This is a genomic window from Noviherbaspirillum sp. (genome assembly GCF_035944575.1).
Lineage (GTDB): Bacteria > Pseudomonadota > Gammaproteobacteria > Burkholderiales > Burkholderiaceae_D > Noviherbaspirillum.
In genome coordinates this window covers 1-12,213 of sequence record NZ_DASZBA010000024.1, presented here as the reverse complement: position 1 = coordinate 12,213, position 12,213 = coordinate 1, and the positions used below count along the sequence as shown (strand labels likewise).

The following is a 12,213-nucleotide window of genomic DNA, read 5'->3' as shown; positions in this document are numbered from 1 at the left end:
GGGGTTTCGCAACGCACTGCGTTGCGCCGGCTGAATCGGAGCCGCCTATGAGCGGCGACGTGGAAAGGTTGTAAGCGAATCACCCCTACACGGGCCGCCCCCTCCCACCCTTACCCTTAAAGGGGAAGGAGCAAGCCGGTGATTACCCAGGCAGCATAAACCCATGCAAACACCCAATCCCAACTATCGGCAGGCTGTCGAACAATGCTTCCTCCGGGCGGCCTTCATCGGCGACATTGGCATGCGTCTGATCGACTGTGGACCGGGTTGGGCAGAATCGGTGCTTGAGGTGGCGCCGCGCCACCTGCAGCATACCGGCATCGTTCACGCCGGCGTGCAGACGACGATGGCCGACCATACCGGCGGCTGCGCGGCCATGACGCTCGCCGGCGGGGAAGACACCGTTCTTACGGTCGAATTCAAGATGCATCTTCTGCGCGCCGGCAAGGGCGAGTCGCTGTGGTGCCGGGCGCAGGTGCTGAAGCCCGGCAGCAAGTTCAGCATCGTCGAATCGGAAGTGCATGCGGTCAGCGATGGCAGGAGGGCCCTGGTCAGCAAGCTGATCGGCACCATGGCGATCCTGCCGCGTCAATAAAGGATTATTCATGCATATCGAAACACCTCTGCTTCTGCATCGCCCGCTGTCGGCGCGGCTCGGCAAGCAGGTGCTGCTCAAGATGGACAATCTGCAACCGTCCGGCTCCTTCAAGCTGCGCGGCATCGGTGCGATGTGCCAGCGCGCAGTCGAGCATGGAGCCAGCCATCTCGTCTGTCCGTCGGGCGGCAACGCCGGCTTCGCCGCCGCTGTCGCCGGTGCATCGATGGGTGTGCGCACCACCATCGTGGTGCCGCAATCCACCCACGAATCGGTACGCCAAACGATCCGCGATATCGACGCCGAAGTCATCGTGTACGGCGAGGTTTGGGACGAAGCCAACGAAGAAGCGCTGCGCCTGAGCATGCCGTCCGGTTCGGTGTATGTGCCGCCCTTCGATCATCCGGATATCTGGGACGGCAATGCCACGCTGATCGACGAGGCCGCTGCACAAAGCCGGGCGATGCGCACCGGGTTCGACGTCGTAATCTGCTCCGTCGGCGGCGGCGGATTGCTGTGCGGCGTGTTGCAGGGATTGCATCGAAACGATCTCGCGCATGTCCCGGTCATTGCCGTGGAAACCGAAGGTGCAGCGTCGTTGCATGCTTCCGTGCAGGCGGGGCAGCGGGTGACACTGGATGCGATCACGTCGATCGCATCGACCCTTGCTGCCAAGCGGGTGGCGCAGACGGCATTTGAATGGACGCGCCGTCATCCGGTGCACAGCGTGACCGTCACCGACCGACAGGCGGTTGATGCCTGCCTGCAATTCGCAAATGATATGCGCACCCTGGTGGAACCGGCCTGTGGCGCCGCATTGGCGGTCGCCGGCAGCGAAATGCCGGTGTTGTCGGCGTTCAAGAAACCGCTGATCGTGGTATGCGGAGGCATCGGCGTGGATTTGGATAAACTGGCGGTCTGGAACACTCAAATCAAATGACCATGCGCCCCGCCTTTCCCAAACTCCTCAGTTCGCAGATCGCGTTCGATATCGCCCGCACCATCCTCGACGGCTTCGACAAGCACTACCGGCTGTTCCGTGAAGCCAGCCGCGACGCCAAGCGGTATTTCGAGCAGCGCGACTGGAAAACCGCGCAAAAGGAAGCACGCGACCGGATCGCTTTCTATGACACGCGGGTGCAGGAATCCGTGCAGACGCTGGAGGACGAATACGATCAGGCGGAGCTGAGCGACGAAGTGTGGCGCGAAGTGAAGCTGCATTACATCGGCCTGCTGATCAACCACAAGCAGCCGGAGCTGGCGGAAACCTTCTTCAATTCGGTCTGCTGCAACATCCTGCACCGCACCTACTTCCATAACGATTTCATTTTCGTGCGCCCGGCGGTCTCCACCGAATACATCGAGCCGGAAGAAGCCGCGCCGACCTACCGCGTCTACTATCCGGCCAAGGATGGCTTGCGCTTCACGCTCAAGCGCATCATCACCAACTTCCAGCTCAACGGCACCTTCGCCGACCTTGATCGCGATGTCGGCTTCGTCGAGGCGCGCATGCGGGCGATGTTCGGCGGCGACCTGCTGATGGAGCCCAATCACCAGATCCAGGTCCTGGCCAGCCTGTTCTACCGCAACAAGGGTGCCTACGTGGTGGGTAAGGGCATCAACGGCAACCGTATTTATCCATTTGTCGTACCCATCCTGTACAACCGCAAGGGCGAACTGGTGCTCGACACGGTGCTGTTCGACCCGACGCTCATCACAGTACTGTTTTCGTTCACCCGCGCCTACTTCATGGTGGACATGGAGGTGCCGTCGGCCTATGTGCATTTCCTGCGCTCGCTGCTGCCGAACAAGCCGCGCAGCGAGATCTACACCATCCTTGGCCTGCAGAAGCTCGGCAAGGCGGCGTTTTACCGCGACTTCCTGCACCACCTGCGCTATTCGTCCGACTGCTTCGAAGTCGCGCCCGGCATCCGCGGCCTGGTGATGGTGGTGTTCGCGCTGCCTTCCTTCCCGTATGTGTTCAAGGCGATCAAGGATTATTTCCCGCCGCCGAAAGACACCACGCGCGCGATCGTCAAGGAAAAATACCTGCTGGTGAAAAACCACGATCGCGTGGGCCGCATGGCCGATACGCTCGAATATTCGAACGTCGCCTTTCCCCGGTCGCGCTTTTCCGAGGAACTGCTGGCCGAATTCAAGGAAGTCGCACCGTCGCTCGTCGAGGAGGAGGGAGATGAAATCATCATCAAGCACCTGTACATCGAGCGCCGCATGGTGCCGCTGAATATCTGGCTGACGGAAGCGGAGAAGCGCGGCGATCATGCGGCCGTCGAGCACGGTATCGTCGAATACGGCAATGCGATCAAGGAACTGGTCGGCGTCAACATCTTCCCGGGCGACATGCTGTATAAAAACTTCGGCGTCACCAAGCACGGCCGGGTCGTGTTTTACGATTACGACGAAATCGAATACATCACCGACTGCAATTTCCGCGATATTCCGACGCCGCGCAACGAGGAGGATGAAATGTCGAGCGAGCCCTGGTATCCGATTGCCAAGAACGATGTGTTTCCGGAACAGTTCGGCACCTTCCTGCTCGGCAATCCGCAGGTACGCAAGTATTTCATGAAGCATCACGGCGATCTGCTCACCGCGAAATACTGGCGGGACGCCAAGCAGCGCATTCTCGATGGCCACGTGGAAGATGTCTATCCGTATCCGCAGGAATTGCGTTTCAGTTACAAACCCCAACTCCCGGCGGTGCAAGCTGCCTGATCACTTTTAGAACAGCACTTTTAAATACAGAGGAAACATCATGAGCGATCCTGTTGTCATCGTCGGCGCAGCCCGTACTCCCATGGGTGCCTTCCAAGGCGATTTCTCCAATCTCAGTGCCGCCGACCTCGGCGCGGTCGCCATCCGCGCCGCGGTGGAGCGCGCCAACCTTGAACCGAGCCATGTGAACGAAGTCCTGTTCGGCAACTGCCTGATGGCGGGTCAGGGCCAGGCGCCTGCGCGCCAGGCGGCGATCAAGGCCGGCATCCCGGTATCCGCCGGCGCGGTGACGATGTCGAAGATGTGCGGATCGGCGATGAAGGCGGCCATGTTCGGCTACGACTCGCTGGTGGTCGGCACCAACGATGTGGTGGTGGCGGGCGGCATGGAATCGATGACCAATGCGCCTTACCTGATCCCGAAAGCGCGCGGCGGCTACCGCATCGGCCACGGCATGATGTACGACCACATGATGCTCGACGGCCTGGAAGATGCGTATGAGAAGGGCCGCTCGATGGGCACCTTCGCCGAGGAATGCGCTGCCAAATACCAGTTCACCCGCGAAGAGCAGGATGCGTATGCGATCGAATCGGTCAAGCGCGCGCAGGCAGCGACCAACGACGGCTCCTTCAAATGGGAAATCGCGCCGGTGACGGTAGCGGCCAAGGGTGGCGAGGTGGTCATCGACAAGGATGAAGGCCCGCTGAAGGCGAAGCTCGACAAGATCCCGTCGCTCAAGCCGGCGTTCAAGAAGGACGGCACCATCACCGCCGCATCCTCGTCGTCGATCAACGACGGCGCCGCCGCGCTGGTGCTGATGCGCGAATCGACCGCGAAAAAGCTCGGCTGCAAGCCGATCGCCCGGGTGCTCGGTCATGCGACGCATTCGCAGGAACCGAACTGGTTCACCACCGCGCCGGTGGGCGCGATCGAGAAGCTGTACAAGAAGCTGAACCTGACCACCAAGGATGTCGACCTGTTCGAGATCAACGAAGCCTTTGCAGCCGTGCCGATGGCGGCGATGAAGGAACATGGCATCCCGCACAACAAGATCAATATCCATGGCGGCGCCTGCGCGCTGGGCCATCCGATCGGTGCGTCGGGTGCCCGCATCATCGTCACGCTGATCGGCGCGCTGCAGAAGACCGGCGGGAAGATGGGCGTGGCGGCGTTGTGCATCGGCGGCGGTGAAGGGACGGCGATGGCGATCGAGATGGTGTAAGTGATCATTCTTTAAATCGTCAACGGCAAGGTTCCCTCTCCCTTGCAGGGATGAAGCCGGGGTTTCGCAACGCATGCGTTGCGCCGGCTGAATCGGAGCCGCTTGCAAGCGGCGACGTGGCTGAGCGCGGGGTTTTACAAAGCACTGCTTTGTGCCGCGCGAATCGGAGCCGCCTGCCAGAGGCGACGTGGAAAGGTTGTAAGCGAACCGGCTCCTTCCTCCTTTCAGGGGGAAGGTTGGGATGGGGGTAGTGAGGTCGGGCAATCGCATGCAGTCACTCAGCCTTCACACCCCCACCCTAACCCTTCCCCTACGAGGGGGAGGGGACCTGTTCAAGGTAAATTTAAGGACATAAACAGGTTTGAACCTAGACTAAAAACCCATGCCCACCGCACTCATCATCGGCGCTTCCCGCGGCATCGGCCAGGAAGCCGTCCGCCAGCTCATCGCCGCCAACTGGAACGTCTTCGCCACCGTCCGCGACGACACGGCGCTCGCCGCATTGCAGGCACAAGGTGCGCAGGCGTTCAAACTCGACGTCGCCAAGCCCGAATCGCTTGCCGGACTCGGCTGGCAGCTCGACGGCGAAAAGTTCGATCTCGCCATCTACGTGGCCGGCGTCTTCGGCCCGCGCAGCGGCGCAACGACGCCGCCGACCGTGCAGGACTTCGATCAGGTGATGCACACCAACGTGCTTGGTGCGATGCAGGCGATACCGGTCATCGCACCGATGGTGGAAGCGGCACAGGGAAAGTTCGCCTTCATCAGCAGCATCATGGGCAGCATCGACGATGCGACTTCCAGCTATGGCTGGCTGTACCGCGCATCGAAGGCGGCGCTGAACATGGCCGTCAAATCCGCCGTCGCCGATTATCCGAAAACGACCTTCGCGCTGCTGCACCCGGGCTGGGTGCGCACCGACATGGGTGGCGAGAATGCCTCCATCGACGTGGAGCAAAGCGTCGGCGGCCTGCTGAAGGTGATTGCCGGGCTGCGCAGTGCAGACACCGGAACATTTTGCGACTACACCGGCAAAAAGCTGGCGTGGTAGCCAACAAGGAAAACATACATGGTGCTATCCGAACAGCATGAAATGATCCGCGACGCGATGCGCAGCTTTGCGCAGGAACGGCTCGCGCCCAACGCCGCACGCTGGGACAAGGAGCATCATTTTCCGAAGGAAGAATTGAAGGGGCTGGCTGCGCTCGGCGCCTTCGGCGTGGCGGTGCCGGAAGAATACGGCGGCGCCGGCCTTGACTATGTATCGCTCGCGCTGGTGCTGGAAGAGATCGCAGCCGGCGACGGCGGAACGTCCACCGTCATCTCTGTCAACAACTGCCCGGTGTGCAGCATCGCTATGTCGGTGGCGAACGATGCGCAGAAGGAGCAATGGCTCACACCCCTGGCGCGCGGCGACATGCTCGGCGCCTTCTGTCTCACCGAGCCACATGTCGGCAGCGATGCCTCCGCGCTCCGTACCACCGCGGTACTTGACGGGGACCACTATGTGCTGAACGGCGTGAAGCAGTTCATCACCAGCGGCAAGCATGCGGATGTCGCGATCGTGATGGCGGTGACCGATAAGGAAGCCGGCAAGAAAGGCATCAGCGCATTCTGGGTGCCGACGAACACGCCCGGCTACATCGTCGCCCGGCTGGAAGAAAAACTCGGCCAGCATTCGTCCGATACCGCGCAGATCCTGTTAGAGAACTGCCGCATTCCGGCGCGCAACCTGATCGGCGAAGAAGGGCAAGGCTACAAGATCGCGCTGTCCGGCCTGGAAGGCGGCCGTATCGGCATCGCTTCGCAGTCGGTCGGCATGGCGCGCGCCGCATTCGAAGCCGCGCTGGCATATGCGAAGGAGCGCACCAGTTTTGGCAAGCCGATTTTCGAGCACCAGGCGGTGCAGTTCAAGCTCGCCGACATGGCGACGCAGATCGAAGCCGCGCGGCAGCTGATCCTGCATGCCGCCAGCATGAAGGATGCCGGCAAGCCATGCCTGAAGGAAGCGGCGATGGCCAAGCTGTTCGCCAGCGAGATGGCGGAACGCGTCTGTTCCGATGCGATCCAGATCCATGGCGGCTACGGCTATGTCAGCGATTTCCCGGTGGAGCGCATCTACCGCGATGTGCGGGTATGCCAAATTTACGAAGGCACGAGCGATATCCAGAAGATTCTGATCAGCCGCGCATTGGCGTGAATGGAGACATCATGAAAAAAGGCTACAAGGACCTGGTCGGCGAAGCGATGGCGGAGGTAAAAACCTACAGCGTGGAAGAAGCCAAGGCGAAGCTCGGCGATCCGAATGTGCAGTTCGTCGACGTGCGCGATGTGCGCGAGCTGGAGCGGGAAGGCGTGATTCCCGGCGCGTTTCCTGCACCGCGCGGGATGATCGAATTCTGGGTCGATCCGGACTCGCCGTATTTCAAGCCGGTGTTTGGCGAGAAGAAGGAATTCATCTTCTTTTGCGCGGCGGGATGGCGCAGCGCGTTGACGACGAAGACGGTGCAGGACATGGGGTTGGAGAATGTGGCGCATATCGAGGGCGGGTTCAAGGCATGGAAGGAGGCTGGTGGAGCGGTGGGGGTGAAGGAAAATAAACCGAAGAGCTGAATATTTTCCCAACCTCCGGCCGGTCCCTTCCCCCTGCCAGGGGGAAGGCTAGGATGGGGGTAGTGCGGTCGGGCAAAAGTATGCGGTCGTTCGACCTTCACACCTCCATCCCAACCTTCCCCCTACAAGGGGGAAGGAGCCAGCCGGCGGTATTTTTCACGACCCCAATGACACAACCCAAATCCATTCCCTGCCCCTGCGGCGGCAAAATCTACGACACCTGCTGCGCCCGCTTCATCGAGCGCAACCAGCTGCCGGGCACCGCCGAGGAGCTGATGCGATCGCGCTACACCGCATACACGCAGCACAACGAGCCTTATCTGAAATCGACATGGCATGCGAGCACGAGACCGCACGACAGCATTGCGCAGGATGACGGCACAAAGTGGCTCGGCCTGGAGGTGCGCAAGCACATCGCCGCCGGCGACAAGGCAACAGTGGAATTCGTGGCGCGTTACAAAGTGGCGGGGCGTGCGCACCGCCTGCATGAGATCAGCAACTTTGTACGGGAAGAAGGACGATGGTTTTACGTGGACGGTAGTTTTCCGGAGAAAAATAAATAATGACCATACTTGAAACAAAATTGAATCCGCGCAGCGAGGACTTCAAGAACAATGCCGCCGCGATGCAGGCGCTGGTCGATGACCTCAAGGCCAAGGTGGAGAAGATCGCCCTTGGCGGCGGCGAGGACGCACGAAAGAAGCACACCGCCCGCGGCAAGCTGCTGCCCCGCGACAGGGTACAGATGCTGCTCGATCCGGGCACGCCGTTCCTGGAGTTGTCGCAGATGGCGGCCTACGACATGTATGACAACGCCGCGCCATCCGCCGGCATCATCACCGGCATCGGTCGCGTCGACGGACAGGAATGCGTGATCGTCTGCAACGACGCCACCGTGAAGGGCGGCACCTATTATCCGGTCACGGTGAAGAAGCACCTGCGCGCCCAGGAAATCGCCGACCATAACAATCTTCCCTGCATCTATCTCGTCGATTCCGGCGGCGCCAACCTGCCGAACCAGGACGATGTGTTTCCCGACCGCGACCACTTCGGCCGCATCTTTTACAACCAGGCCAACCTGTCGGCAAAGGGCATTCCGCAGATCGCGGTGGTGATGGGCTCCTGCACCGCCGGCGGCGCGTATGTGCCGGCGATGAGCGACGAGTCCATCATCGTCAAGGAGCAGGGCACCATCTTTCTCGGCGGCCCGCCGCTGGTGAAGGCGGCCACCGGCGAGGTAGTCAGCGCCGAAGACCTCGGCGGCGGCGATGTGCACACGCGCCTGTCGGGCGTGGTGGATCATCTCGCGCAGAACGACATGCATGCGCTGTCGCTGGCGCGCAAGATCGTCGGCAACCTGAACCGCAGGAAGCCGTCGCAGCTCGTGCTGCGCGAGCCGGTTGCGCCGAAGTACGACACCCATGAGCTGTACGGCGTGATCCCGACCGACACCCGCAAGCCCTTCGATGTGCGGGAAGTCATCGCCCGCATCGTCGACGGCAGCGAGTTCGATGAATTCAAGGCACGCTACGGCACCACGCTGGTCTGCGGCTTCGCCCACATCCTTGGCATGCCGGTCGGCATCATCGCCAACAACGGCATCCTGTTTTCGGAATCCGCGCTGAAGGGTACGCACTTCATCGAGCTGTGCTGCCAACGCAAGATACCGCTGGTGTTCCTGCAGAACATCACCGGCTTCATGGTCGGCCGCAAGTACGAGAACGAGGGGATTGCGCGCAACGGCGCGAAGATGGTAACGGCGGTATCGACGGCGGCCGTTCCGAAATTCACCGTCATCATCGGCGGCAGTTTCGGCGCCGGCAATTACGGCATGTGCGGCCGCGCGTTCTCTCCGCGCATGCTGTGGATGTGGCCGAACGCGCGCATCTCGGTGATGGGCGGCGACCAGGCGGCGAGCGTGCTGGCGACCGTCAAGCGCGACGGCATCGAAGGCAAGGGCGGCGCATGGAGCAAGGAAGAGGAAGAGGCATTCAAGGCGCCGATTCGCGCGCAGTACGAGCACCAGGGCCATCCTTACTATGCGACGGCGCGCCTGTGGGATGACGGCGTCATCGATCCGGCGGATACCCGCATGGTGCTGGGACTCGGCTTGAGCGCGGCGCTGAATGCGCCTATCCCTGACACGAAATTCGGCATATTCAGGATGTGATCATGGACTATCAAACTCTCAACCTGCGCAGGAACGACCGCGTTGCCGTGGTAACGCTGAACCGTCCCGACATGCGCAATGCATTCAACGAAATCATGATCGCCGAGATCACGCAGGCATTCCGCGAACTGGGCGCCGACGCCGACGTGCGCGCGGTCGTGCTGGCAGCCAACGGTGTTGCGTTCTGCGCCGGGGCGGATCTCAACTGGATGAAGAAAATGGCCGGCTATACGCACGATGAAAATCGCGCGGATGCGGCGCAACTGGCCGAAATGCTGCGCACCATTTACACCTGCCCGAAGCCGGTGGTGGCGAAGGTGCAGGGCGATTGTTACGCCGGCGGCATGGGCCTGGCAGCCGCATGCGATATCACTGTTGCCATCGAGACGGCAAATTTTTGCCTCAGCGAAGTCAAACTCGGTTTGATTCCTGCGACAATCTCGCCCTACGTCATCAAGGCCATGGGCGAGAACGCGGCGCGGCGATATTTCTTGACGGCGGAACGGTTTTCGGCGCAGGAGGCGCGGCGGATCGGATTCGTGCATGAGGTAGTCGCTGCGGAGGGGCTGGATGCCGCTGTCGACGGCATCGTGACGGCGCTGGTGGCGAATAGTCCGAATGCAGTGAGGGAGGCCAAGCGGCTGGTGCGGGACGTGGCCGGACGCGAGGTGAGCGAAGCATTGATTGCCGAGACGGCAGAGCGGATTGCGGAGATACGGAGTTCGGAGGAGGGGAAGGAAGGGGTGCGGTCGTTTCTGGAGAAGAGGAAGCCGGGGTGGGTGGGGTAGGCTGGTGCTTTAGTAGTTTATGGCTCGACCTTCACACCCCATCCTAACCTTCCCCCTACAAGGGGGAAGGGACCTTGCGGAGCTTGGCTCACCCGAGTCGGTTATGCAACTAAGATCAAGTTCCTTCCCCCTCACAGGGGGAAGGTTAGGATGGGGGTAGTGAGCTTGAATCAACGACTACGCGTAAAACCGCAATCCAAAAACCACGCCCGAACGCTACGCACAAACCTGACACTGGCCGAACAACGCTTATGGAACGCGTTACGCAGCAAGCAATTGCACGGACACCGCTTCCGCCGCCAGCACCCCATCCACCCCTACATCGCCGACTTCGCCTGCATCGAGAAAATGCTCGTTATCGAACTCGACGGCGGACAGCATCAGGAGCGGATTCAATACGATGAAAACAGAACCGCATTCATGCAAACGCAAGGCTGGCAGGTTCTCCGTTTCTGGAACAACGATGTATCGCAGAATTTCGATGGCGTATTGGCAATCATCAACAATGCCTTGACCATCACGCTCCGTTCTTCTTATGAGAAGAACGGAGCCAGGCAGAAGATAATCTGATTTGGAGCAATATTGAACACAGCAGCAAATACCAATCTCGTCAGCCGCAGCCTGCGCAGCGTCTGGCATCCCTGTACCCAGATGCAGCATCACGAAACCATGCCGCTGGTACCGGTCAGCCACGCGCGCGGCGCATGGTTGTTCGATACCGACGGCAAGCGGTATCTCGACGCCATCAGTTCCTGGTGGGTCAACCTTTTCGGCCACGCCAATGCGCGCATCAATGCGGCACTGAAAGACCAGCTCGACATGCTGGAGCATGCGATGCTGGCCGGCTTCACTCACGAACCCGTCGTGGCGCTGTCCGAGCAGCTCGCCGCCCGTACCAACCACGTGCTCGGCCACTGCTTCTACGCCTCCGACGGCGCGTCGGCGGTGGAAATCGCGCTGAAGATGAGCTTTCATTTCTGGCGCAACAGCGGTCAGGCCGGCAAGCAGGAATTCATCTGCCTGCAAAACAGCTATCACGGCGAAACCGTCGGCGCGCTCGCCGTCACCGATGTGCAACTGTTTCGTGACGCCTACGGCCCGATGCTGCAGCGTGCGCATGTCGTGGCGACGCCCGATGCCCGCGATGCGCGTGACGGCGAATCCGCCGCCGACGTCGCACGCCGGGCGGCAGGCGCATTGGAAACCCTGCTGCAGGAACGCGCCGGCCGCATCGCCGCCGTCATCGTCGAACCGCTGGTGCAGTGCGCCGCAGGCATGGCGATGCATGATCCGGCCTACCTCTCGGAGGTGCGCGCCTTGTGTGACCGCTACGAGGTGCATCTGATCGCCGATGAAATCGCCGTCGGCTGCGGCCGCACCGGCACCTTCTTTGCCTGCGAACAGGCCACGCATCAAAATGGTACCGTGTGGCCCGATTTCCTCTGCCTGTCGAAGGGCATCAGCGGCGGTTACCTGCCGCTGTCGCTGGTAATGACCCGCGGTACGATCTACCAGGCGTTCTACGATACGGACACGCGGCGCGGCTTCCTGCATTCGCATTCCTACACCGGCAATCCGCTCGCCTGCCGTGCTGCGCTGGCGACCTTGTCGATCTTCGAGGAAGACGACGTGCTGGCGCGCAACCGTGTGCGCGCGGAGCGGCTGACACAGGCACTCGCGCCGCTCGCCGGCCATCCGCACGTGCGCCATTTCCGCCAGCGCGGCATGATCTGGGCATTCGATGCGGTGATCGATGATGCGTCGAAGGCGGCGACTTTCGCCCGCCGCTTTTTCACCGCCGCACTCGATCAGGAATTGCTGCTGCGCCCGATCGGCCGCACTGTTTATCTCATGCCGCCGTACATCCTCGGCGATGAAGAGATCGACCTGCTGGCCGGGCGCACGAAAGCGGTGTTTGAACAGGTGGTCGGAGCATGAGCATGTTGCTGATCGACCGTCTGGAAGAAGAACTGCGGCAGCTCGACGAACGCAGCCTGCGCCGCCGCAGGCGGATCGTCAGCTCCGCATGCGGACCGCATGTCGACATGGACGGCCGCCCGATGCTGGCATTCGCCAGCAACGATTATCT

12 protein-coding genes are annotated in these 12,213 nt (G+C 61.3%); all 12 read left to right on the top strand.

Going from position 1 to position 12,213, the window contains the following annotated elements:
• Positions 1-163 precede the first annotated feature (163 nt).
• The 12 genes from VGU61_RS01430 to bioA all read left to right on the top strand — a co-directional run bounded on the left by VGU61_RS01430 (position 164) and on the right by bioA (position 12,062).
• Positions 164-595 carry a PaaI family thioesterase gene (locus tag VGU61_RS01430; protein ID WP_326857312.1) on the top strand — a complete coding sequence of 144 codons (432 nt, stop codon included), beginning with the start codon at positions 164-166 and terminating at the stop codon, positions 593-595.
• 10 nt (positions 596-605) lie between these two features.
• Positions 606-1,535 (top strand): pyridoxal-phosphate dependent enzyme, encoded by a 930-nt coding sequence (locus VGU61_RS01425; RefSeq protein WP_326857311.1) that lies wholly within the window; start codon positions 606-608, stop codon positions 1,533-1,535.
• A gap of 2 nt (positions 1,536-1,537) precedes the next feature.
• Positions 1,538-3,331, top strand: a complete 1,794-nt coding sequence (gene aceK, locus VGU61_RS01420) for a bifunctional isocitrate dehydrogenase kinase/phosphatase (RefSeq protein ID WP_414691578.1) — start codon at positions 1,538-1,540, stop codon at positions 3,329-3,331.
• 40 nt (positions 3,332-3,371) lie between these two features.
• Entirely contained in the window at positions 3,372-4,553 is a 1,182-nt protein-coding gene (locus VGU61_RS01415; RefSeq protein ID WP_326857309.1) for an acetyl-CoA C-acetyltransferase, read from the top strand.
• A 382-nt stretch (positions 4,554-4,935) separates the two neighbouring features.
• Positions 4,936-5,604, top strand: a complete 669-nt coding sequence (locus VGU61_RS01410; RefSeq protein WP_326857308.1) for an SDR family oxidoreductase — start codon at positions 4,936-4,938, stop codon at positions 5,602-5,604.
• Positions 5,605-5,622: 18 nt separating this feature from the next.
• A complete protein-coding gene (locus VGU61_RS01405) occupies positions 5,623-6,753 on the top strand; it encodes an acyl-CoA dehydrogenase family protein (protein WP_326857307.1) in 1,131 nt (376 codons plus the stop codon).
• Positions 6,754-6,764: 11 nt separating this feature from the next.
• Positions 6,765-7,166, top strand: coding sequence for a rhodanese-like domain-containing protein (locus VGU61_RS01400; protein ID WP_326857306.1), 402 nt, complete (start codon positions 6,765-6,767; stop codon positions 7,164-7,166).
• A gap of 167 nt (positions 7,167-7,333) precedes the next feature.
• Positions 7,334-7,729 (top strand): YchJ family protein, encoded by a 396-nt coding sequence (locus VGU61_RS01395; protein WP_326857305.1) that lies wholly within the window; start codon positions 7,334-7,336, stop codon positions 7,727-7,729.
• Complete coding sequence (locus VGU61_RS01390; RefSeq protein WP_326857304.1) at positions 7,729-9,336, top strand: carboxyl transferase domain-containing protein; 1,608 nt, start codon at positions 7,729-7,731, stop codon at positions 9,334-9,336. The genes VGU61_RS01395 and VGU61_RS01390 overlap by 1 nt, the downstream gene beginning before the upstream one ends.
• Positions 9,337-9,338: 2 nt before the next feature.
• Complete coding sequence (locus VGU61_RS01385; RefSeq protein ID WP_326857303.1) at positions 9,339-10,124, top strand: enoyl-CoA hydratase/isomerase family protein; 786 nt, start codon at positions 9,339-9,341, stop codon at positions 10,122-10,124.
• A gap of 150 nt (positions 10,125-10,274) precedes the next feature.
• Positions 10,275-10,694, top strand: a complete 420-nt coding sequence (locus tag VGU61_RS22600; RefSeq protein WP_414691577.1) for an endonuclease domain-containing protein — start codon at positions 10,275-10,277, stop codon at positions 10,692-10,694.
• A gap of 81 nt (positions 10,695-10,775) precedes the next feature.
• Positions 10,776-12,062, top strand: coding sequence for an adenosylmethionine--8-amino-7-oxononanoate transaminase (gene bioA, locus VGU61_RS01375; protein ID WP_326857301.1), 1,287 nt, complete (start codon positions 10,776-10,778; stop codon positions 12,060-12,062).
• Positions 12,063-12,213 lie beyond the last annotated feature (151 nt).

Coding starts and splice junctions, on each gene's coding strand:
- VGU61_RS01430 (WP_326857312.1), top strand. CDS start 164: ATGCAAACACCCAATCCCAACTATCGGCAGGCTGTCGAACAATGCTTC.
- VGU61_RS01425 (WP_326857311.1), top strand. CDS start 606: ATGCATATCGAAACACCTCTGCTTCTGCATCGCCCGCTGTCGGCGCGG.
- aceK (WP_414691578.1), top strand. CDS start 1,538: ATGCGCCCCGCCTTTCCCAAACTCCTCAGTTCGCAGATCGCGTTCGAT.
- VGU61_RS01415 (WP_326857309.1), top strand. CDS start 3,372: ATGAGCGATCCTGTTGTCATCGTCGGCGCAGCCCGTACTCCCATGGGT.
- VGU61_RS01410 (WP_326857308.1), top strand. CDS start 4,936: ATGCCCACCGCACTCATCATCGGCGCTTCCCGCGGCATCGGCCAGGAA.
- VGU61_RS01405 (WP_326857307.1), top strand. CDS start 5,623: ATGGTGCTATCCGAACAGCATGAAATGATCCGCGACGCGATGCGCAGC.
- VGU61_RS01400 (WP_326857306.1), top strand. CDS start 6,765: ATGAAAAAAGGCTACAAGGACCTGGTCGGCGAAGCGATGGCGGAGGTA.
- VGU61_RS01395 (WP_326857305.1), top strand. CDS start 7,334: ATGACACAACCCAAATCCATTCCCTGCCCCTGCGGCGGCAAAATCTAC.
- VGU61_RS01390 (WP_326857304.1), top strand. CDS start 7,729: ATGACCATACTTGAAACAAAATTGAATCCGCGCAGCGAGGACTTCAAG.
- VGU61_RS01385 (WP_326857303.1), top strand. CDS start 9,339: ATGGACTATCAAACTCTCAACCTGCGCAGGAACGACCGCGTTGCCGTG.
- VGU61_RS22600 (WP_414691577.1), top strand. CDS start 10,275: ATGGGGGTAGTGAGCTTGAATCAACGACTACGCGTAAAACCGCAATCC.
- bioA (WP_326857301.1), top strand. CDS start 10,776: ATGCAGCATCACGAAACCATGCCGCTGGTACCGGTCAGCCACGCGCGC.